The 19,381-nt window shown below is 70.7% G+C and carries 25 protein-coding genes; 17 read left to right on the top strand and 8 right to left on the bottom strand.

The annotated features are described in order from the left end of the window. Positions 1-7 precede the first annotated feature (7 nt). Positions 8-361 carry a VOC family protein gene (locus OG734_RS07655; protein ID WP_330286709.1) on the bottom strand — a complete coding sequence of 118 codons (354 nt, stop codon included), beginning with the start codon at positions 359-361 and terminating at the stop codon, positions 8-10. A 104-nt stretch (positions 362-465) separates the two neighbouring features. On the opposite strand from OG734_RS07655, the gene OG734_RS07650 reads away from it, so the two are divergent. Next, entirely contained in the window at positions 466-954 is a 489-nt protein-coding gene (locus OG734_RS07650) for a phage holin family protein (protein WP_330286708.1), read from the top strand. 333 nt (positions 955-1,287) lie between these two features. Here the strand turns inward: OG734_RS07650 and OG734_RS07645 are convergent, their stop codons facing one another. Beyond that, the gene (locus OG734_RS07645) at positions 1,288-2,247 is read right to left on the bottom strand and encodes an LLM class F420-dependent oxidoreductase (RefSeq protein ID WP_330286707.1); all 960 of its coding nucleotides are present in this window, start codon (positions 2,245-2,247) and stop codon (positions 1,288-1,290) included. 227 nt (positions 2,248-2,474) lie between these two features. Here OG734_RS07645 and OG734_RS07640 point away from each other — a divergent pair, with 227 nt between their 5' ends. From OG734_RS07640 to OG734_RS07580, 13 genes are all read left to right on the top strand, one after another. After that, on the top strand, positions 2,475-3,866 hold the full coding sequence (locus OG734_RS07640; RefSeq protein ID WP_330286706.1) for an NAD(P)/FAD-dependent oxidoreductase: 1,392 nt from the start codon (positions 2,475-2,477) through the stop codon (positions 3,864-3,866). Continuing rightward, positions 3,863-5,734 carry a transketolase gene (locus OG734_RS07635; RefSeq protein WP_330286705.1) on the top strand — a complete coding sequence of 624 codons (1,872 nt, stop codon included), beginning with the start codon at positions 3,863-3,865 and terminating at the stop codon, positions 5,732-5,734. Before OG734_RS07640 ends, OG734_RS07635 begins: the two co-directional genes overlap by 4 nt. Continuing rightward, entirely contained in the window at positions 5,731-6,654 is a 924-nt protein-coding gene (gene ligD / locus OG734_RS07630) for a non-homologous end-joining DNA ligase (protein ID WP_330286704.1), read from the top strand. Before OG734_RS07635 ends, ligD begins: the two co-directional genes overlap by 4 nt. Positions 6,655-6,728: 74 nt before the next feature. Further along, complete coding sequence (locus OG734_RS07625) at positions 6,729-7,034, top strand: gas vesicle protein GvpO (protein WP_330286703.1); 306 nt, start codon at positions 6,729-6,731, stop codon at positions 7,032-7,034. A gap of 73 nt (positions 7,035-7,107) precedes the next feature. Beyond that, positions 7,108-7,536: a gas vesicle structural protein GvpA gene (locus tag OG734_RS07620; protein WP_330286702.1), complete on the top strand. Its 429-nt coding sequence runs from the start codon at positions 7,108-7,110 to the stop codon at positions 7,534-7,536. Positions 7,537-7,574: 38 nt separating this feature from the next. Continuing rightward, on the top strand, positions 7,575-8,375 hold the full coding sequence (locus OG734_RS07615; RefSeq protein WP_330293596.1) for a GvpL/GvpF family gas vesicle protein: 801 nt from the start codon (positions 7,575-7,577) through the stop codon (positions 8,373-8,375). Further along, entirely contained in the window at positions 8,366-8,632 is a 267-nt protein-coding gene (locus OG734_RS07610) for a gas vesicle protein GvpG (RefSeq protein WP_330286701.1), read from the top strand. Before OG734_RS07615 ends, OG734_RS07610 begins: the two co-directional genes overlap by 10 nt. Next, a complete protein-coding gene (locus OG734_RS07605) occupies positions 8,629-9,228 on the top strand; it encodes a DNA primase (protein WP_330286700.1) in 600 nt (199 codons plus the stop codon). Before OG734_RS07610 ends, OG734_RS07605 begins: the two co-directional genes overlap by 4 nt. Continuing rightward, positions 9,225-10,337, top strand: a complete 1,113-nt coding sequence (locus OG734_RS07600) for an SRPBCC family protein (RefSeq protein WP_330286699.1) — start codon at positions 9,225-9,227, stop codon at positions 10,335-10,337. Before OG734_RS07605 ends, OG734_RS07600 begins: the two co-directional genes overlap by 4 nt. Then, on the top strand, positions 10,334-10,663 hold the full coding sequence (locus tag OG734_RS07595) for a gas vesicle protein (RefSeq protein WP_330286698.1): 330 nt from the start codon (positions 10,334-10,336) through the stop codon (positions 10,661-10,663). The genes OG734_RS07600 and OG734_RS07595 overlap by 4 nt, the downstream gene beginning before the upstream one ends. Then, a complete protein-coding gene (locus tag OG734_RS07590; RefSeq protein ID WP_330286697.1) occupies positions 10,660-11,463 on the top strand; it encodes a GvpL/GvpF family gas vesicle protein in 804 nt (267 codons plus the stop codon). The genes OG734_RS07595 and OG734_RS07590 overlap by 4 nt, the downstream gene beginning before the upstream one ends. Further along, on the top strand, positions 11,460-11,648 hold the full coding sequence (locus tag OG734_RS07585) for a gas vesicle protein (protein ID WP_330286696.1): 189 nt from the start codon (positions 11,460-11,462) through the stop codon (positions 11,646-11,648). Before OG734_RS07590 ends, OG734_RS07585 begins: the two co-directional genes overlap by 4 nt. Further along, positions 11,645-11,926: a gas vesicle protein K gene (locus OG734_RS07580; RefSeq protein ID WP_307630331.1), complete on the top strand. Its 282-nt coding sequence runs from the start codon at positions 11,645-11,647 to the stop codon at positions 11,924-11,926. Before OG734_RS07585 ends, OG734_RS07580 begins: the two co-directional genes overlap by 4 nt. A 17-nt stretch (positions 11,927-11,943) precedes the next feature. Here the strand turns inward: OG734_RS07580 and OG734_RS07575 are convergent, their stop codons facing one another. The 3 genes from OG734_RS07575 to OG734_RS07565 all read right to left on the bottom strand — a co-directional run bounded on the left by OG734_RS07575 (position 11,944) and on the right by OG734_RS07565 (position 14,662). After that, positions 11,944-12,114 (bottom strand): hydrophobic protein, encoded by a 171-nt coding sequence (locus tag OG734_RS07575; protein WP_330286695.1) that lies wholly within the window; start codon positions 12,112-12,114, stop codon positions 11,944-11,946. Positions 12,115-12,176: 62 nt separating this feature from the next. Continuing rightward, positions 12,177-13,010, bottom strand: coding sequence for a class I SAM-dependent methyltransferase (locus OG734_RS07570; RefSeq protein ID WP_330286694.1), 834 nt, complete (start codon positions 13,008-13,010; stop codon positions 12,177-12,179). Positions 13,011-13,168: 158 nt separating this feature from the next. Next, positions 13,169-14,662, bottom strand: a complete 1,494-nt coding sequence (locus OG734_RS07565) for a bifunctional phosphatase PAP2/diacylglycerol kinase family protein (RefSeq protein ID WP_330286693.1) — start codon at positions 14,660-14,662, stop codon at positions 13,169-13,171. A gap of 89 nt (positions 14,663-14,751) precedes the next feature. On the opposite strand from OG734_RS07565, the gene OG734_RS07560 reads away from it, so the two are divergent. The 3 genes from OG734_RS07560 (at position 14,752) to OG734_RS07550 (ending at position 17,422) form a co-directional block, all read left to right on the top strand. Continuing rightward, positions 14,752-15,408 carry a histidine phosphatase family protein gene (locus OG734_RS07560; protein WP_330286692.1) on the top strand — a complete coding sequence of 219 codons (657 nt, stop codon included), beginning with the start codon at positions 14,752-14,754 and terminating at the stop codon, positions 15,406-15,408. 86 nt (positions 15,409-15,494) lie between these two features. Further along, positions 15,495-17,114: an ABC-F family ATP-binding cassette domain-containing protein gene (locus OG734_RS07555; protein WP_330286691.1), complete on the top strand. Its 1,620-nt coding sequence runs from the start codon at positions 15,495-15,497 to the stop codon at positions 17,112-17,114. 74 nt (positions 17,115-17,188) lie between these two features. Then, positions 17,189-17,422: a DUF6158 family protein gene (locus OG734_RS07550; RefSeq protein ID WP_330286690.1), complete on the top strand. Its 234-nt coding sequence runs from the start codon at positions 17,189-17,191 to the stop codon at positions 17,420-17,422. A gap of 187 nt (positions 17,423-17,609) precedes the next feature. Here the strand turns inward: OG734_RS07550 and OG734_RS07545 are convergent, their stop codons facing one another. From OG734_RS07545 to OG734_RS07535, 3 genes are all read right to left on the bottom strand, one after another. Beyond that, positions 17,610-18,152 (bottom strand): type 1 glutamine amidotransferase domain-containing protein, encoded by a 543-nt coding sequence (locus tag OG734_RS07545; RefSeq protein WP_330286689.1) that lies wholly within the window; start codon positions 18,150-18,152, stop codon positions 17,610-17,612. Positions 18,153-18,182: 30 nt separating this feature from the next. Then, positions 18,183-18,590, bottom strand: coding sequence for a DUF2795 domain-containing protein (locus tag OG734_RS07540; RefSeq protein WP_330286688.1), 408 nt, complete (start codon positions 18,588-18,590; stop codon positions 18,183-18,185). Positions 18,591-18,775: 185 nt separating this feature from the next. After that, complete coding sequence (locus OG734_RS07535; RefSeq protein ID WP_330286687.1) at positions 18,776-19,351, bottom strand: SDR family NAD(P)-dependent oxidoreductase; 576 nt, start codon at positions 19,349-19,351, stop codon at positions 18,776-18,778. Between the last annotated feature and the right edge of the window lie 30 nt (positions 19,352-19,381).

Genomic DNA, 19,381 nt, shown 5'->3' with positions numbered 1-19,381 from the left:
CCGACGCCTACTGTGCTGTGCGGCGGTCCGCGTACTCGTACACCGAACCGTCCGGATGCAGCGCGATCAGGTTGCGGCCCGCCGGAGTCGCCAGTGGGCCCGCCAGGACGCGGGCGCCCGAATCCGTGAGGACCCGGTGGGCCTCGTCGACGTCGGACACCGCGATCGTGGCCGTGATCTTGCGCAGTACCTCCAACTCGGCCTCGGGGCCGCTCATCAGCAGGAAGCAGCCGACCGCGGCGACGGAGACCCCGCCGCGCTCGAAGCGCTGGGCTCTGCCGCCCGCGAGCCGTTCGTAGAAGGGGACCGTGGTCTCCAGGTCGTCGACGCAGACGCGCAGCGTTGCTCCCAGAATGTCCATGCGGACGAGGGTAGTTGGGGATGACTGGGGAGGGAGATCGTTTCGGCCGATCTCCGGAACCCGCCCGGTGGCGTCAGCCGCCCGGGGCGGGGTACCCGGCGCCCATGGACCGTATCGATCACCTGGAACATCTCGACAAGAACCTGGTCGACGAGCTTGCGCAGGTGGCGCGCGAGGCCGTGCGCGACGAACTGCGTGAGCAGACCCGCAAACAGCGCCGCGCCGCCGCGCTGTACGCCACATCGGGCGCCGTCGCCCTGTACGCGGGCGCGGCTCTCGCGCTCACCCTGGGACTGGCCCTGGCAGAAGGCCTGCCGGGCTGGGCCGCCGCCCTCATCACCGCGGCGGTCCTCGGTGCCCTGGCCTACGCCCTGCGCAACATGGCCCGCCCCGGACCCTCGCGCACGCACCCCCCGGCCGGCAGTATCGGCGCTGCCGGGGACCCGGCGGCAACGGTGCTCGGGAGCGGGCCGGGCGTGCCCGTTCCGCCCGTACCCCCGGTGCCGCCCGGCGGACCCGCGCCGGACATCTCCCCGCCGGGAACACCGGGCCGGGACGACAGCGATCCCGGGGCGCCGCACCACCGGGCGTGACGGTGAGTGTGCCGGCACGCGGACAAACGCGCGAACGGGCCGCCGACCCAGCCGGGTCGGCGGCCCGTTCCCTGTCCAGTCCAGGCACCGTCCAGGCACCGTGGTGGTGACCGGGCCGTCGGCGGGGCCTGGTGCGCGTACGCGGAACGGTCGAGCCGGTCGGTTTCGCGCTCGCCCACCGGTAGGCCCATGACGCCCCCGCCAGGGGAGTCCGCTTGAGGCGGGCCCCACCGGAGACACAGCGCCGGGCATCGTCACATGGCTTCGTCCTGGCGGACTGGGTGCCGTGGTGTCCGCCGGTGCGGCACGCGGCGGACCCTGGCTTCAGCTTCTTCAGCCGCCCGTCAGCTGAGGCAGCACCTTCGTACGGTAGAAGTCGAAGAAGCCGCGTTGGTCGGGGCCGATCTGGCTGACGTAGACCCGGTCGAAGCCCGCGTCGGCGAAGGCGGACAGTTCCGAGACGTGCTCGTTCACGTCGGGGCCGCAGACCGTGTTCTCGCTCACCATGGACTCGGTGACCAGCGCCTCCAGCTGTTCGAAGTGGCGCGGCGTGGGCAGGATCTGGCCCATCTCGCCGGGCAGCAGCTGGTTGGACCACAGCCGGTGCACCGTGCGGACGGCCTCCTCGCGGTCGGGGCCGTAGCAGACCTTCGTACCGCCGCTGACGAGCCCCGAACCCCCGCCGCCCTTGCGGAACTGGGTCGTGAGGTCCTCGTCGGGGCCCATGGTGATGTAGCCGTCGCCGACGCGGGCCGCGAGCGCCGTCGCCTGGGGGCCGAAGCCGGAGACGTCGATCGGGACCGGCTCGTCGGGGACGGTGTACAGGCGGGCGTTCTCGACGGTGTAGTGGGGGCCGTGGTGATTGACCTCCTCGCCGGTGAAGAGGCGGCGCATCACCTGGATGGCCTCTTCCAACATCTCCAGGCGGGTGTGCGTGGGCGGCCACCGGTCGCCGAAGATGTGCTCGTTCAACGCCTCGCCCGATCCGACGCCGAGCCGGAACCGGCCGTCCGTCAGCACCGCGCTCGTCGCCGCCGCCTGCGCCACCACCGCCGGGTGTATCCGCACGGTCGGGCAGGTCACGGCCGTCTCGATGGGCAGCGACACCGCCTGCGACAGCGCGCCGATCACGGACCAGACGAAGGGGCTCTGGCCCTGGGCGTCGTTCCACGGGTGGTAGTGGTCCGAGATCCACAGTGCCTGGAACCCGGCCTGTTCGGCCTGCCTCGCCTGGTCGACGAGGTCCGCCGGACCGAATTCCTCGCACGCGAGGAAGCAGCCGTATTCGGGCATGGGACAGCACCTCCGGAAATAAGCGGGTCGGGGTCCGTTCCGGGTACCCAGCGGGCGGCGGGGAAACCGGCGCGCGGATGTCGGGGAGTGGTCGGCCGAACCGGGACCCGACAGACGTTTGGGGGCCCTGACCAGGGGGACGCGGAAAGTTCCGTACGGGCGTCCACGACGGCGTTCGTACGAATGACCGAAGGCTCTGCACGCGCGACACCGCCGGAGGCGAAAACGTGAGTCGACCCCGCATCCTGATCGTCGGCGCGGGCTTCGCCGGGTACCAGACGGCCCGCACCCTGGCCCGGCTGACCCGGCAGAAGGCCGACATCACCCTGCTGAACCCGACCGACCACTTCCTGTATCTGCCCCTGCTGCCCCAGGTCGCCGCCGGTGTCCTGGAACCGCGCCGCGTCACCGTCTCCCTCCCCGGCACCCTGTCCCGGGTGCGTCTGGTGCTCGGCGAGGCCGACGCCGACGGCATCGACCTCGATGCGCGCACCGTGCGCTATACGGACCCCGAGGGCGAGAGCGGCACTCTCGGCTACGACCGGCTCGTCCTCGCCGTCGGCAGCGTCAACAAGCTGCTGCCCATCCCCGGCGTCGCCGAGAACGCCCATGGCTTCCGCGGTCTGCCCGAGGCGCTGTATCTGCGCGACCACGTGACCCGGCAGGTCGAACTGGCGGCTGCCGCCGACGACCCCAAGAGCTGCGCCGCACGCTGTACGTTCGTCGTGGTCGGCGCGGGCTACACCGGTACCGAAGTCGCCGCGCACGGGCAGCTGTTCACCGACGCGCTGGTGCGGAGGCAGCCCCTGCGCGAAGGCATGCGGCCCCGCTGGCTGCTGCTGGACACCGCCCCGCGCGTCCTGCCCCAGCTGGACGAGAAACTGTCGCGCACCGCCGACCGCGTGCTACGGCAGCGGGGCATCGACGTACGCACCGGAACCTCCGTGAAGGAGGCGACAGCCGGCGGAGTCCTGGTGTCCGACGGGGAGTTCGTCGAGTCACGCACCCTGGTGTGGTGTGTCGGCGTCCGTCCCGATCCGCTGGTGGAGAGCATCGGGCAGCCACTGGAACGCGGACGGCTGATCGTCGACCCGTTCCTCCAAGTGCCGGGCCACCCCGAGGTGTTCGCGTGCGGGGACGCCGCCGCTGTTCCCGACCTGACCAAACCCGGTGAGTTCACGGGGATGACGGCGCAGCACGCCTGGCGACAGGGCAAGGTCGCGGCCCGTAATGTCGCCGCCTCGCTCGGGATCTGCTCCCGCCGCGCCTACCGCCACCGTGACCTGGGGTTCGTCGTCGATCTGGGCGGGGTCAAGGCCGCCGCCAACCCGCTCGGCGTCTCCCTGTCCGGGCCGCTCGCCGGTGCGGTCGCTCGTGGCTACCACCTCGCGGCGATGCCCGGGAACCGGGTGCGGGTCGCGGCCGACTGGCTGCTGGAAGCCGTACTGCCGCGCCAGGGCGTGCAGTTGGGGCTCGTCCGGTCCTGGTCGGTGCCGTTGGACACGGCGTCGCCTGAGCTGGCGCGGGTGCCGGGCGCGCGGAGGTCCCCGGAGCGGGACACGCAGCAGCCACCGGAACGGGCTCCGGAACAGTCCGCCGCATCGGAAGGAGAGTCGTGAAAACCGCCGAACCACTGCACAGCACCGCTGAACTCGCCGAACTGGGACAGCAGTTGCGTGTCGACAGCGTCCGGGCCTCGGCCACCGCGGGCTCCGGGCATCCGACCTCGTCCATGTCCGCCGCCGATCTGATGGCCGTACTCCTGGGCCGTCACCTCCGCTACGACTTCGACCGCCCGACCCACCCCGGCAACGACCGCTTCGTCCTCTCCAAAGGGCATGCCTCACCGCTGCTCTACGCCGCCTACAAGGCAGTTGGTGCCATCGATGACGCCGAACTGCTCACCTACCGCACGCTCGGCAGCAGGCTCGAAGGGCATCCGACACCCCGGCGGCTGCCGTGGGTCGAGACGGCCACCGGCTCGCTCGGCCAGGGGCTGCCCGTGGGTGTCGGGATCGCGCTGGCCGGCAAGCGGCTCGACCGCACCGGGTACCGGGTCTGGGTGCTGTGCGGCGACAGTGAGCTGGCCGAGGGGTCGGTTTGGGAAGCCGCCGAGCACGCGTCGTACGAGCATCTCGACAATCTGGTCGCCGTCGTCGACGTCAACCGGCTGGGGCAGCGCGGGCCGACCCGCCACGGGCACGATCTCGACGCCTACGCCCGCCGGTTCAAGGCCTTCGGCTGGCACACCATAGAGATCGACGGGCACGATGTCGACGCCGTCGACCGGGCCTACAGCGAGGCCGAGTCCACGATCGGGCAGCCCGTGATCATCCTCGCCCGCACCCTCAAGGGCAAGGGCGTCGCGGCTGTGGAGGACCGCGAGGGACTGCACGGCAAACCGCTCCCGGACCCGGACGAGGCGATCGCCGAACTCGGCGGCCCCCGCGATCTGCGCGTCCGCCCGCCCGAACCGCCTGCCGCCCGGGCGCTGCACGCCGTACGCGCCGGACACCTCGAACTGCCCCGCTGGGACGAGGGAGAAGAGGTCCCTACCCGGGACGCCTACGGGCAGGCGCTCGCCGCGCTCGGCGACGCCCGCGCCGACGTCGTGGCCCTCGACGGAGAGGTCAGCGACTCGACGCGCGCCGAGGCCTTCGCCAAGGAATATCCCGACCGGTTCTTCGAGTGCTACATCGCCGAACAGCAACTGGTCGCCGCCGCAGTGGGGTTGGCGACCCGCGGCTGGATACCGTACGCGTCGACGTTCGCGGCCTTCCTGACCCGCGCCCACGACTTCCTGCGGATGGCGGCGGTCAGCGGAGTCGCCATCAACCTCGTCGGCTCGCACGCGGGTGTCGCCATCGGCCAGGACGGGCCATCCCAGATGGGCCTGGAGGACCTGGCGATGTTCCGCGCGCTGTACGGCTCGACGGTGCTGTATCCGTGCGACGCCCACCAGACCGCGCAGCTCGTCGCCACGATGGCGGGCCTCGACGGCATCGGGTATCTGCGCACCTCGCGCGGCGGGACACCGGTGCTGTACGGGCCCGACGAGAAGTTCCCGGTCGGCGGAAGCAAGGTGCTGCGCTCCGCCGGGCGCGAGGACCGGCTGACCGTGGTCGCGGCCGGCGTGACCGTCCACGAGGCGCTGAGCGCCGCGGACGCGCTCGGCGCCCAGGGCATTGCGGTCCGGGTCGTCGACCTGTACTCCGTCAAGCCCGTCGACCGGCCCACCCTGCGCCGGGCCGCCGAGGAGACCGGCTGTCTGCTCACCGTCGAGGACCACCGCGAGGAGGGCGGCATCGGGGACGCGGTCCTCGACGCCTTCCTCGACGGACGGCCGCTGCCACGTCTGGCACGCCTCGCCGTTCGTACGATGCCCGGCTCGGCGAGTCCCGACGAGCAGCTGCACGCCGCGGGCATCGACGCCGAGGCGATCATGGCGGCGGGCCGGCTGCTCGTGGAGGAGGCGATCGTGGCGTGAGCGACGGCGCGGTACGACGGGTGCGGGCCGGGCGGCGGACCGTCGAGGTCCACCGCCCCGACAAGGTGCTCTTCCCCGGCGGCGACGACGCCAAGGAGTACACGAAGGCCGACCTCGTCGACTACTACCGGTCCGTCGCGCCGTTCATGCTGCCCCACCTGCGCGGGCGCCCCCTGATGCTGGAACGCCACCCGGACGGGATCGACGGCCCCCGCTTCATGCAGAAGAACGTCTCCGACAACTACCCGGAGTGGATCAACCGGGTCGAGGTGGCGAAGGAGGGCGGTACGGTCGTCCACCCGGTCTGTGACGACACGGCGACCCTGGTCCACCTCGCCGACCAGGCCTCCGTCACCCTGCACCGCTGGCTCTCGCGGGTCGGCCGCGTCGAATACCCGGACCGCATGGTCCTCGATCTCGATCCGACGGTGGACGACTTCACCCGGGTGCGCGAAGCGGCCCTGTACCTGCGGGAGTTGCTCGACACGTTGCGACTGCCGTCCGCGCTGATGACCACCGGCTCGCGCGGCCTGCACATCGTCGTACCGCTGAGCGGGCACCACGACTTCGACGAGGTACGGGAGTTCGCCAGGGGCGTCGCCGAGGTGCTGGCCGCCGCGCACCCCGACCGGCTGACCACCGCCGCCCGCAAGAAGGAGCGCGGCGACAGGCTCTACCTCGACGTGCAGCGCAACGCGTACGCGCAGACCGCGGTCGCGCCGTTCTCCGTCCGGGCGAGGCCCGGGGCACCCGTGGCCGTCCCCATCGGCTGGGACCAGCTGGACGACCCGGAACTCAACCCCGGACGCTGGACGATCGCTGACGCGGTCGAGCAGGTCCGTACCGATCCGTGGGGCGGGGTGATGGGGCGCGGACGGGCGCTGGGGCCGGCGCGGCGAAGGCTGGACTCGCTGGTCTGAGCCTGCTGGGTTCGAGTAGCTGCCCGCTGGTTTGAGTAGTCCTTCCCTGGCCACCCGAAGGCCAGGGAAGGGCTATGACGAATTCATCGCAGACCGAATCGAACGAACCCAAGTCGACCCTGGACATCATGCGCGGGGCACGCGACCAGCTCGCGGAGCTCACCGGCATGACCGCGGAGACCGTGTCGTCCCTCGAACAGACGGAGAACGGCTGGGCGTTGGAGATCGAGGTACTGGAGCTCTCCAGAGTCCCCGACACCATGAGCCTTCTCGCGAGCTATCAGGTCGACCTCAACCAGCGCGGTGAACTCACCGGCTACCGGCGGGTCCGCCGCTACGAACGAGGGCGCGCCGACGCACGCAGGTCCGAGGGCCGGTGAATCCGGTGCCGGCATCCATGAACAGCCGAAGCACCTCGACAGACAACTCGACAGACAAGGAGGGATGGACGGTATGACCGTTGTCCCGGCACAGCAGAGCAGCAGGGGAGGCGGCTCCAGCGGCCTCTACGACGTACTTGAACTCGTTCTCGACAGGGGGCTGGTCATCGACGCGTTCGTGCGGGTCTCCCTGGTCGGTATCGAGATCCTGAAGATCGATGTCCGGGTCGTCGTGGCCAGCGTCGACACGTACCTCCGGTTCGCCGAGGCGTGCAACCGGCTCGACCTGGAGGCCGGGCCGCACCGGGACCCCGGACTGCCCGACCTGGTCGGTGAGATCACCGAGTCCGGGGCGAAAGGCAAGTCCAAGGGGGCACTGTCCGGCGCCGCCGAGACCGTCTCCGACGCCTTCCGGCAGTCCCGTGAGGAGGGGCAGGCCGAACCCAGGCAGCAGCGCACCCGCAAGACCACGGCCGCACGCAGGAAGGAGGAGCAGGAGTGAGTACGAGCAGCGGCACGGAGACGGGCAACGACACGAGCATCGGTACGTACGTCTACGGCGTCACCGACGCCGCCCATCCCGCACTCCCTTCTTTCGCCGAGGAGTTGCGGGGTGTCGGCGACCCGCCGCGTTCGGTGCGCGTCCTGACGGCGGGCGCGCTGGCGGCGATCGTCAGCGACGCACCCGAGAAACTGCGCCCCAAGCGTAAGGACCTGCTCGCCCACCAGCACGTACTGGAGGAGGCGGGCGGGGCCGGCTGTGTGCTGCCCATGCGGTTCGGCAGCGTGGCACCGGACGACGACGCGGTCGCCTCCGTACTGGCCGAGCGCGCCGAGCACTACCAGGAACGCCTCGAAGCCCTCGAAGGCAACATCGAGTACAACGTCAAGGCGAGCCACGAGGAAGAGGCCGTCCTGCATCGCGTGCTGGCGGAGAACCCGGAGATCCGGGCGCTCACCGAGGTCAACAGGCAGGCGGGCGGCGGAAGTTACGAGGACAAGGTGCGCCTCGGCGAGATGGTCGTGGCCGCGGTGAAGGCCCGGGAGGCCGAGGACGCCGTCGAGGTGCGGCAGACGCTGGCGCCGTCCGCGGTGGCGGTGAGTGTGGGCGCCGAGTCGACCGGCTGGCTGGCCAACGTGTCGTTCCTGGTGGCCCGCGACTCGGCGGAGGTGTTCCTCACCGCGACCGAGCAGCTCCGCAAGGCCCGTCCGTACCTCGAAGTGCGGGTCCACGGGCCGCTGCCGCCGTACAGCTTCGTCGAGCCGGGCCCGGCCGAGCCCGCGGGTTCCACGACGGGCGGTGTCGAAGCCGGGGCGGAGCAGAGCCGCACATGGGACTGATCTCAGAGGTGCTGCTGCTGCCGTTCGCACCGGTGCGCGGCAGCGCCTGGGTGATCGAGCAGGTGCTGCACGAGGCGGAACGGCTGTACTACGACCCCGTCACCGTGCGCACCGAACTCGCCCAGCTGGAACAGCAGTTGGAGGCGGGCGAAATCGACGACGAGGAGTTCGACCGCCGCGAGGACGAGCTCCTCGACCGGCTGGAAACCGGCCTGCGCACGGGCGCGGGCACCGACAACGGGACGGCACGAGAATGAACCGAGTGGGACTGGGCCTCGCGGTAGGGGCCGGATACGTCCTTGGACGTACGAAAAAACTGAAACTGGCGTTCGCCGTCGGCACTTTGGTGGCCGGCAAGCGGATGCAGCTGAGCCCGCGGGCACTCGCGGACCTGGTGTCCACGCAACTGCGCGACAACCCGCAGTTCAAGGAGATCGGCGACCAGCTGCGCGAGGACCTGCGGGGCGTCGGCAAAGCGGCGTCGGGTGCGATGGTCGAGCGGCAGGTCGAGGCACTGGCCGACCGTCTGCACGGCCGCACGGCGGAGGTACGCGACCAACTCGCGGGCGTCGTACCGGACCCGACGAACCTCGGGCGCGACGACGAGGAGGAGGAGACCGACGAGGAAGCGCCCGCCGAGAAGAGTGGGAGGAGCGAGAAGCCGGCGAAGAGGACGGCGGCGAAGAGGACGGCCGCCACGAAGAAGGCGGAGCCCCGGAAGACAACGGCATCCGGCCGTCCCTCCGCGAGGAAGGCGACCGCGAGGAAGGCGACCGCCAAGAAGACGGCCGCCGCGCGGGACGCCGGTCGCGGCACCCGGGCGCGACTGCCCAAGGGAGGCGGTGAACGATGACCGACACCCTCAAGTCCGTCAAGTCCGCCGGGTCCGTGAAGGACAACCCGCTCACCGGTGTCGCCCACAGCGAGGCGGCCGACCGGCTGAAGGCGGAGGTCCAGGAGTATCTCGCCGCCCAGGCGCAGCGCCTGCTGACGGGCGTCGGACACCGGCTCGGTGAGACGACCGTCAAACTCAACGACATCGCGGCCGGCAACAGCCCCGGCTTCGCCAAACTGGCCCTCGACGGTGGCCGCAAACTCGCCGAGGGCAAGGGCCCCCTGCGCTCCGCCGTGGAAGTCGGCGCCGGACGAGCCAAGGACAGTGTGGTCGGCGCCTTCAAGAACCTGACCGGCGGCAAGGGCAAGCGCAAGGGCGGGGCGGGAAAGAAGCCGACAGTCGTCATCGAGTTCATCGACGTCGGCGTCCCGCTGCGCACCGCCTACGACCAGTGGACCCAGTACCAGGACTTCAGCACCTTCGCGAAAGGCGTGAAGAGCGCGAACCGCGCCGACGACACGACCTCCGACTGGCAGCTCAAGGTCTTCTGGTCCAACCGCAGTTGGAAGGCCCACACCACCGAACAGGTGCCCGACGACCGGATCTCCTGGACGTCGGAGGGCGCGAAGGGCACCACGAAGGGTGTCGCCTCCTTCCACGAGCTCGCCCCGAACCTCACCCGTGTCCTGCTGGTCGTCGAGTACTACCCCAAGGGGCTGTTCGAGAAGACCGGCAACATCTGGCGCGCCCAGGGCCGCCGCACCCGGCTCGACCTCAAGAACTTCGCCCGCTTCATCACGCTCAAGGGTGAGACGGACGACGGCTGGCGCGGCGAGATCCGCGACGGCGAGGTGGTCCGCAGCCACGAGGACGCCCTCGCGGAGGAGGAGGAAGACGAAGGGGCGGAGGCAGAGTACGAGGACGACGCCGACGAAGAAGCCGAAGGGACCGAGCCGGAGGGCGACTTCGAGGAGGAGGCGGACGACCAGAAGCCCGAGGAGCCCGAGTACGAGGACGAGGATGAAGAGGAGGCAGCGTACGAGGAGGACGAGGACGACGCCGCGTACGAGCCCGAGGCCGCCGAAGAGGAAGCCGAATCCGGGACCCGGGCCGGGAGCCGTCGATGACCTCGCCGGCCAGCCGGCTGCCCCAGCCCTACAGCCATGACGGCGGCTCCAACCTCGCCGACATCCTCGAACGCGTGCTGGACAAGGGCGTCGTGATCGCGGGCGACATCCGGATCAATCTGCTCGACATCGAACTGCTCACGATCAAGCTGCGGCTCATCGTCGCCTCCGTCGACAAAGCCAAGGAGATGGGCATCGACTGGTGGGAGGACGACCCGGCGTTGTCCTCCCGCGCCCACCGGGGCGAACTCGCCCGCGAGAACGCCGAGTTGCGCGAACGTCTCGCCGAGCTGGAGCGTGGGGGAGCGCCGAGGGAGACCGAATGACCGGACTGCGGTACGTGTATGCCGTCTGCCGTCCTTTCGACGCGGCCCTGCCCCTGCAGGACCGGTTGACGGGGGTGGCCGGCGCTCCGCCCGAACTGCTCGCGCATCGCGGCCTGATCGCCGTCGTCAGTACGGTGCCGGAGGAGGAATTCGCCGAGGAGTCGCTCCGGCGCCGGATGGAGGACCTCGACTGGCTGACCGCGACCGCCCGCGCCCACCAGGCCGTGATCGACGCGCTGACCGCCGTCACGACCCCCCTGCCGCTGCGGCTCGCCACCGTCTTCCGGGACGACAGCGGCGTACGCGGGATGATGGAGGAAAGCGAGGACGACTTCCGCCGCGCTCTCGACCGCCTTGACGGGCGAGTGGAGTGGGGCGTGAAGGTGTATCTCGAAAAGGCCGACGCGGCCGACGAGGGAACGGATTCCTCGTCGGCTGCGTCCGCCACGACCGGCCGGGACTATCTGCGTCAGCGGCGCCGGCTCGCCAGGACGAACGAGGACCGGTGGCAGAGCGCCGAGGCATTCGCCGGCGAATTGCACCGCACCCTTTCCGGCCGCGCCGAGGACCACCGGCTGCACGCGCCGCAGAACTCCGCGCTTTCCGGCGCGGCCGGACAGAATGTACTCAACGCTGCTTATCTGGTTCCGCGCGAGGATTCCGAACAATTCGTGGAACTGGTCGATTGGACGAAGAGCGACGCGCCCGGGACCACCCTCGGCCTGCGGGTCGAACTCACCGGTCCCTGGGCCGTCTACTCCTTCACCGCAGGCATCGGAGAGACCGAGGAGGACGCGTGACCGTCGTCGAACGACGTGAGGTCGCCCTGGTCGACCTGCTCGACCGGCTGCTCGCCGACGGGGTCGTCATCACCGGCGACATCACCCTGCGCATCGCGGACGTGGACCTCGTACGGATCGACCTGAACGCGCTGATCAGCTCAGTGAACGAACAAGTACCCTCGCCCTGGGGAGAGTTGACGTGAGTGCCCGCAACCGTCTCGACCTCGAACCCGACACCGTCGAACGCGATCTGGTCAAACTCGTCCTGACGGTGGTCGAACTGCTCCGGCAGCTCATGGAGCGGCAGGCCGTGCGCCGCTTCGACACGGGGGAGATGAGCGAGGAGCAGGAGGAGCGCGTGGGGCTCACTCTCATGCTCCTCGACGACCGGATGGCCGAGCTGAGGGAGCGGTACGGGCTGCGGCCCGAGGACCTTAATCTGGACCTCGGGCCGCTGGGCCCTCTGCTACCGAGGGACTGATCATTTACCGGTGCCGGCTACCAGCGGTACCAGCGACCCCTTGATCCGCTCGCGCTCGTGCCCCGCACCAGGAATCCCAGTAGCCAGACCACCAGCACGATGATTGCGATCCACCAGAGAATTTTCACCGCGAATCCGGCACCGAAGAGAATCAGGGCCAGAAGCAGGACGAGCAGAATGGGAACCATAATGTGAACCTCCTGCACTCCGAGTTTCCCGAAATCGCCGGATCAGACATCGGCCGGGCGAATCAGACTGCCTTTCGACAGAGAATCTCTCCGTGCGGCACGGTGAACCAGGCGTCCTCCTGCCGCCCCCACTCCCGCCAGGCCTCCGAGACCGCCCGCAGCTGCTCCGGGGTCGCCAGCCCGCCTTCCGTGGCCCGGTCCGCGTACGCCGACGCGAGGGTCCGGTCCGCCCACAGGCCGCTCCACCAGGCGATCTCGTCGGTGTCGGCGAACGTCCATGTGCTGGAGGTGGCCGTGATGTCCGTGAGCCCGGCCCGCAGCGCCCAGGACTTCAGCCGGCGCCCCGCGTCCGGCTCGCCCCCGTTGGCCCGGGCCACCCGCCGGTACAGGTCCAGCCAGTCGGCCATGCCCGCCGACGCCGGATACCAGGCCATGGCCAGGTAGTCCGAGTCGCGGACGGCGACGTACCCACCCGGTTTGGTGACCCGGTGCATCTCGCGCAGCGCCTGCACCGGGTCACCCACGTGCTGGAGCACCTGATGGGCGTGGACCACACAGAACGTGTCGTCGGGGAAGTCCAGCGCGTGGATGTCCGCGACCGCGAACTCGACGTTTTCCAGACCCCGTTCGGCGGCCGTGGCCCTGGCCTGGTCCAGGATGTCAGGCGCCCGGTCGACGCCGGTGACGTGCCCGTCGGGGACCAGTTCGGCCAGGTCCGCGGTGATCGTTCCCGGGCCGCAGCCGATGTCCAGGATCCGCATGTGCGGCTTCAGCGAGCCGAGGAGGTACGCCGCCGAGTTGGCTGCGGTGCGCCAGGTGTGCGAGCGGAGCACGGACTCGTGATGCCCGTGCGTGTAGACGGCGGTCTCCTGCGGCTGCGACTGCGGCTTGGACATGACCGTGCCCCTTCTCGTCTTCTCGAACGACCAGCTTCGAACGACCAGCTTCGAACGACTCGCTCATCACCGTACGCAGTTGTGCCGAATAATGAGACCCGCGTCTTGGGATATGGACAAGGTGGAGGCGAGGTGGGGGCAGGGCGTGGCGGGCGTGGTCAGTTCCGGCCGAGCGGGCGGTAGACCGTCAGTGCCTCGGGGAGCTTTTCGAGGGTCACCGCGCCCGCCACCTCCGTGACTTCGCCGTCGTACGCGAGGAGGGTGCCCGGCGCCACGTCGTCCACGTGGAGACGGTGGACCAGGACGCCCGCGTGGGCGGGGGAGCGGGTCAGCGGGCCCGCCACGGCCGCCGCCAGGAGGCGCAGCGCGGGTCCGCGACCGCCGTGCACCACCCGTACGTCGAGCCGTCCGTCCGCCAGGTCGAGCCGCCGGGCCGGCACGAGGCCCAGCCGGTGGTAGGTGCCGTTGCCCGCGAACAGCAGCCACAACGGGCGGCGCCCGCCCCGGAGTTGAGCCTCCAGGGGATGACGGTCGGCGCGCAGGACACGTGCCGCCGCGACCACCCCGGCCGGCCAGCCGCCGATCCGGTCGGACCAGCGCTCCCGTTCACGCACCAGCTCCGGATAGACGCCCAGGCTGCATGTGTTGAGGAAGACGCCCTCCTGGTCCCCGGACCGGAACCGGCCCACGTCCACGCGCACCGCCTCGCCCTGCCGAACTGCCCGGCCGACATCCCGGGCGTTCTCGATGCCCAGGTCGAGCGCGAAGTGGTTGAGCGTCCCGCCGGGCAGCACCGCGAGCGGCCGTCCGTGGCGCAGGGCGATCTCGGCGGCCGTGTTCACCGTGCCGTCGCCGCCGCACACGCCGAGCACCTGGCAGCGGGCCGCCGCCTTCTCCAGCTCGCCCGGCAGATCCTCCGGTGCGCACTCCACGATCTCCGCCATCGGCAGCGCGATCTCCAGGGCGCGGACCCGGTCCGCGGTGCCCGCCGCCGTGTTCGCCACCAGGACCAGACCCTCGCCGTCGGGCAGCGCCGGGGCCGTCGCGTGCGGCCCGGCCGGGGACACGTACTGGTCGCGGATCGGCAGGAGCTCCCGTACGGCGAACGCGGCGCCCGCGCCCAGGGCCGCGCCGGCGAGCACGTCACTGGGGAAGTGGACGCCGGTGTAGACCCGGGACATCGCCACCGAGAAGGCGAGCGGCGCCACCACTGCCCCCAGACCCCGGGACTCCAGGGCGACACCAGTCGCGAAGGCGGCCGCCGACGCGGCGTGACCGGACGGGAACGACGTCGTGATCGGCTGCCGCTTGAGCTGCCTGACCAGCGGTACGGGGTCCAGGACGGGGCGGGGGCGGCGTACCGAGCGCTTGCCGACGGTGTTGATCGTCGCCGAGGCCACGGCGAGGGAGGCGAGGCCCCGCACGGCGGCCCGGCGGGCCCGGGGGCTGCCGGTGGCCGCCAGGGCGGCGGCCGTCGCGAACCACAGGACGCCGTGGTTCGCGCTGCGGCTCAGCCTGGGCAGAACGCGCTCGGCGCCCGGCCAGTGCCGGGTGGCGGCGGTCTCGAACAGCCGGAAGTCGAGATTCAGCAGTTTCTCGCGCAGGGCGTGGCTGCCGAGCTGCGGAACAGTGAGGTCGATGTCTGCGGTCATGACGCCCTGGGTACCCTGAAGTGAGCCTTTTTGTCTTGTCGGACAGGTCACGGGGCTCGTCGCACGTCGTAGGGCGAGAGGGAATCCGTATGCGTCTGCTGCTCATCCGGCACGGTCAGACCCCGTCGAACGTGAAGTACCTGCTGGACACCGCGGTTCCGGGGCCCGGACTGACCGAGCTGGGAGAGCGGCAGGCCGCCGAGCTGCCGGAGGCACTCGCGGGCGAGGCCATCGACGTGCTGTACGCCTCCACACTGATCCGTACGCAGCTGACCGCCGCTCCGCTGGCCGGGGCGCGTGGCCTCGACGTACCGGTGCGGGACGGGATCCGTGAAGTGGCCGCCGGAGACCTGGAGATGCGGGGCGACCCCGAGGCGGCGCACACGTACATGACCACCCTGTTCGCGTGGGCGGCCGGTGACACGGAGCTGCGGATGCCGGGCGGGGAGAACGGGGTCGAGGCCCTCGGGCGGTTCGACGCGGTCGTCGCGGAGGCCGCCGGCAGCGGTGCCGGCACGGTCGCCATGGTCAGCCACGGCGCCGTGATCCGGATGTGGGCGGCGGCCCGCGCGGTCAACGTCGACATTCCCTTCGCCGCCGAGCACCGGCTCGACAACACCGGTGTGGTGATCCTGGAGGGCTCACCGGCGGACGGCTGGAAGGCGGTGTCCTGGGCGGGCGCGGTCGTCGAGGCGGCCGGGCCGGGTACGGGCAGCGGGCCGGCGGGAGAGGCGCTGCACGGTTAGTCAGGTGCGCGTCGCCGCCCCGGCCCGCTCGGGTGTGTGTTTATGGGTTTGCCCGGGGTCGTGGTCGGCCCGCAGAATGCGTCCTCATGGGACACCTCGAAGCAGCGCACCTTGAGTACTACCTTCCCGACGGGAGGGCGCTGCTCGGCGATGTGTCGTTCCGGGTGGGCGAAGGGGCCGTCGTCGCCCTCGTGGGGCCCAACGGCGCAGGGAAGACGACCCTGCTGCGGCTGATCTCCGGCGAGCTGAAACCGCACGGCGGAACCGTCACCGTGAGCGGCGGGCTCGGCGTGATGCGCCAGTTCGTGGGCTCCGTACGGGACGAGACGACCGTACGGGACCTGCTCGTGTCGGTCGCCACGCCCCGGATCCAGGAGGCCGCCAAGGCGGTCGACCTCGCCGAGCACGGCATGCTGACCGTCGACGACGAGGCGGCCCAGCTCCAGTACGCCCAGGCGCTCTCCGACTGGGCCGAGGCACACGGCTACGAGGCCGAGACGCTGTGGGACATGTGCACCACGGCTGCGCTCGGGGTGCCGTACGAGAAGGCACAGTGGCGACTGGTGAGCACCCTGTCCGGTGGTGAGCAGAAGCGGCTGGTGCTGGAGGCGCTGCTGCGCGGCACGGACGAGGTGCTGCTGCTCGACGAGCCCGACAACTACCTCGACGTACCCGGCAAGCGATGGCTGGAGGAACGGCTCGCGGAGACCCGGAAGACCGTTCTGTTCGTGTCCCACGACCGGGAGTTGCTCTCCCGTTCCGCCCAGAAGATCGTGTCCGTCGAACCCGGTCCGGCCGGCGCCGACGCCTGGGTGCACGGTGCCGGCTTCGCCACCTATCACGAGGCGCGGCGTGAACGGTTCGCGCGCTTCGAGGAGTTGCGCCGGCGCTGGGACGAGAAGCACGCCCAGCTGAAGAAGCTGGTGCTGAACCTCCGTCAGGCAGCTTCCATCAGCCATGAGTTGGCGTCCCGCTACCAGGCCGCGCAGACCAGGCTGCGCAAGTTCGAGGAGGCCGGGCCACCGCCCGAGCCGCCGCGCGAGCAGGACATCACCATGCGGCTCAAGGGCGGCCGGACCGGCGTAAGGGCCGTCACCTGCAAGGGACTTGAGCTCACCGGGCTGATGAAACCCTTCGACCTGGAGGTCTTCTACGGCGAACGGGTCGCCGTCCTCGGCTCCAACGGCTCCGGCAAGTCGCACTTCCTGCGGCTGCTCGCCGGGGACACCGTGAACCACACGGGCGAGTGGAAGCTCGGCGCGCGGGTCGTGCCCGGGCACTTCGCGCAGACGCACGCGCATCCCGAGCTGCTCGGCCGTACGCTCCTCGACATCCTGTGGGCCGAGCACGCGCAGGACCGGGGCGCGGCCATGTCCCGGCTGCGCCGCTACGAGCTGACCGCGCAGGCCGAGCAGCGCTTCGAGCGGCTCTCCGGGGGCCAGCAGGCCCGCTTCCAGATCCTGCTCCTGGAGCTCGAGGGTGTGACGGCGCTGCTGCTGGACGAGCCGACGGACAACCTCGACCTGGAGTCCGCCGAGGCGCTTCAGGAGGGGCTGGAGGCGTTCGACGGAACGGTTCTCGCTGTCACACACGACCGCTGGTTCGCTCGTTCGTTCGATAGGTATCTGGTGTTCGGCAGCGACGGGCGGGTCCGTGAGACCCCGGAGCCGGTGTGGGACGAGCGACGGGTGGAGCGAGCGCGGTAAGAGCCTGGCTTCGCCCGTGCGGCCCCGGGTACCCGGCCGGTACCGTAGGAGTGGACGACGAGTGGGGTGCAACCATGAACGGAGTCGACCCGGGCCGGCTGGACGACCAGCAGCTGATGAAAGAGCTGGAGACGATCCACCGCACCCGCCACGACACGCTGCTGCACGCGTCGAACGACGCGCTGCGCGCCCACAACGACCGGATGGCGCAGTTGGAGGGCGAGTATCTGCGCCGCCATCCGCGCCGCCCGGTTGCCGCGGGCCGCACTCGCGAGGGCGCCCGGGACCGGGACTGCGCACAGGAGTGAGCATCGGTGCCGCTGGCGGGGGCGAGAGGGCTTCCGCCAGCGGCACCGGCCGCAGCGGTGACGCTCAGCGGGGCACCGGGGGTAGATTCCCAGGCCGGTGGGCCGCGACCGCTGCGACGAGGGCTCGGCTGTGGTTCTTCCAGCAGCCGAAGGCCGTCAGGCAGGCCATTCAGAGCAGGCAGGCCCTTCAGGCGGCCTTCTTGCCGAACTCGGCCACGAGTGCCCCGCAGAACGCCTTCAGATCGTCCGGTTTGCGGCTGGTGATCAGGACGTTGGGTCCGTGGTCGCAGATCCGTACCTGCTCGTCGACCCAGTCACCGCCCGCGTTGCCGATGTCGGTACGCAGACTCGGCCACGAGGTGAGCACCCGGCCGCGGACGACGTCCGCCTCCACGAGGGTCCACGGGGCGTGACAGATAGCGGCGACAGGACGGCCCCGGTCGAAGAAGTCCCGGACGAACGCGACGGCGCGCTCGTCGGTGCGCAGGAAGTCCGGGTTGGCCACCCCGCCGGGCAGCACGAGCCCGTCGAAGGACTCGGCCGGTACCTCGCCGACCACCTCCTCCACGGGGAACGAGTCCGCCTTGTCGAGATGGTTGAAGGCCTGTACCTGTCCGTGCTCGGTCGACACGAGCACGGGTTCGCCGCCCGCGTCGGCCACCGCCTGCCAGGGCTCGGTGAGTTCGATCTGTTCGACGCCCTCGGGGGCGGTCAGAAACGCGATACGCATGGCTTCCTCGGTGTCCTTTCTTCAGGCTGCCTACCCGTCCCGCTCGGGGCCGGGCGGGGATTCCGGGCCGCTCACGACCGCCACGGCGAGCTCCTGCACGGAGGTGTAGCGCGCGTTCCTCGGCAGCTCCTCCAGTGGTTCGACCAGGGTGTCGGGGGCGTGGCCCGCGCGCAGGAGCCCGCGCAGTTCGCGCGGGCCGGCCGGGAAGGACGTACGGCCCAGGTAGCGGGCCAGTTCGAAGCGCACCGTCTCCAGCCCGGCCGGCGCGCGGCCGGGAGCCACCGGGCCGCCCGCGATCCGCGGATCGTCCTCGGCGGCGGGTTCCGGGTCGTGCCACTCCTCGGTGCGGGTCGGATGGCCAGACCTGAGCAGGCCCTGGACCTCGTGTTTCATCTCGTCGTCGCGATGGGCGCTGACGCGGCCGCTGCCTCGTTGCATGAGAGCCTCCAGACTTCGGGGGTGCCCGCCGCGTACCCGACGATCCGCCGCCGACACACCTCAGCGGCGCCTCATCGGCAGATCTTGTTCGGAGGCGGTCATGCAACCATCCCGGTGCGGCCCAGATCACAAGGGGGAGAGATACATCAGAGCCGGGGCGCCGTGTTGTTCCTGACATCAGGTGGTCAGGAAGTCCCGCCTTCTCGCGCGTCGAGGCGTCCGAGAATGCTCTGGACCGTGCGATCCCGCGTCAGGCCGGAGTCCAGGGCGGGTGCGACGATGCCGCGGACCCTCGAGACCACTGTCCATCTGCGCGGACGAAACACCCGCACATCCCGGCGACACAGACCCTCGACGATGGCCTCCGCCGCCTGCTCGGGGGTGATCCGCTTGCGCAGGAGCCTCGGCTGGGTGTCGAGCAGCGCCTGGGCTGCCGGATCCTCGTCGATGCTCTGCCGGATCATGTCTGTGTTGATCATCGCAAAGCCCGCTGCCTTGCTCATCGCGTACGGGATCGTGCCGGCCCCGTTGACGAAGGCGAACACCGACGAGATCAGTACGAGCCGACCACGGTTCTCGATGAGGGCCAAAAGGGCGGCACGGACCGTGTTGAGCACACCCCCGACGTTCACGTCGAAGAGTCGATCGACCACCGGCGCCGATGACGCCCGGACGGTCACGCCCCGCGCAACGACACCTGCATTCGCAAGCGTGTGGTACCGGCCGAGTCCCAGAGGGCACAGCCGAAGGCCGTTTGGCACGCATACGGCGGGGCAGGCGCAGTGACAGTG

This window comes from Streptomyces sp. NBC_00576 (genome assembly GCF_036345175.1).
Lineage (GTDB): Bacteria > Actinomycetota > Actinomycetes > Streptomycetales > Streptomycetaceae > Streptomyces.
This window is presented reverse-complemented; position numbering and strand designations above follow the sequence as displayed.

What these genes read in the sequence shown, in the direction of transcription:
- OG734_RS07620 (WP_330286702.1), top strand. Translation starts at nt 7,108, where the DNA reads ATGACCGTTGTCCCGGCACAGCAGAGCAGCAGGGGAGGCGGCTCCAGC.
- OG734_RS07545 (WP_330286689.1), bottom strand. Translation starts at nt 18,152, where the DNA reads ATGCGTATCGCGTTTCTGACCGCCCCCGAGGGCGTCGAACAGATCGAA.
- OG734_RS07650 (WP_330286708.1), top strand. Translation starts at nt 466, where the DNA reads ATGGACCGTATCGATCACCTGGAACATCTCGACAAGAACCTGGTCGAC.
- OG734_RS07550 (WP_330286690.1), top strand. Translation starts at nt 17,189, where the DNA reads ATGAACGGAGTCGACCCGGGCCGGCTGGACGACCAGCAGCTGATGAAA.
- OG734_RS07565 (WP_330286693.1), bottom strand. Translation starts at nt 14,662, where the DNA reads ATGACCGCAGACATCGACCTCACTGTTCCGCAGCTCGGCAGCCACGCC.
- OG734_RS07555 (WP_330286691.1), top strand. Translation starts at nt 15,495, where the DNA reads ATGGGACACCTCGAAGCAGCGCACCTTGAGTACTACCTTCCCGACGGG.
- OG734_RS07645 (WP_330286707.1), bottom strand. Translation starts at nt 2,247, where the DNA reads ATGCCCGAATACGGCTGCTTCCTCGCGTGCGAGGAATTCGGTCCGGCG.
- OG734_RS07590 (WP_330286697.1), top strand. Translation starts at nt 10,660, where the DNA reads ATGACCGGACTGCGGTACGTGTATGCCGTCTGCCGTCCTTTCGACGCG.
- OG734_RS07575 (WP_330286695.1), bottom strand. Translation starts at nt 12,114, where the DNA reads ATGGTTCCCATTCTGCTCGTCCTGCTTCTGGCCCTGATTCTCTTCGGT.
- OG734_RS07605 (WP_330286700.1), top strand. Translation starts at nt 8,629, where the DNA reads ATGAACCGAGTGGGACTGGGCCTCGCGGTAGGGGCCGGATACGTCCTT.
- OG734_RS07570 (WP_330286694.1), bottom strand. Translation starts at nt 13,010, where the DNA reads ATGTCCAAGCCGCAGTCGCAGCCGCAGGAGACCGCCGTCTACACGCAC.
- OG734_RS07610 (WP_330286701.1), top strand. Translation starts at nt 8,366, where the DNA reads ATGGGACTGATCTCAGAGGTGCTGCTGCTGCCGTTCGCACCGGTGCGC.
- OG734_RS07600 (WP_330286699.1), top strand. Translation starts at nt 9,225, where the DNA reads ATGACCGACACCCTCAAGTCCGTCAAGTCCGCCGGGTCCGTGAAGGAC.
- OG734_RS07595 (WP_330286698.1), top strand. Translation starts at nt 10,334, where the DNA reads ATGACCTCGCCGGCCAGCCGGCTGCCCCAGCCCTACAGCCATGACGGC.
- OG734_RS07655 (WP_330286709.1), bottom strand. Translation starts at nt 361, where the DNA reads ATGGACATTCTGGGAGCAACGCTGCGCGTCTGCGTCGACGACCTGGAG.
- OG734_RS07625 (WP_330286703.1), top strand. Translation starts at nt 6,729, where the DNA reads ATGACGAATTCATCGCAGACCGAATCGAACGAACCCAAGTCGACCCTG.
- OG734_RS07560 (WP_330286692.1), top strand. Translation starts at nt 14,752, where the DNA reads ATGCGTCTGCTGCTCATCCGGCACGGTCAGACCCCGTCGAACGTGAAG.
- OG734_RS07540 (WP_330286688.1), bottom strand. Translation starts at nt 18,590, where the DNA reads ATGCAACGAGGCAGCGGCCGCGTCAGCGCCCATCGCGACGACGAGATG.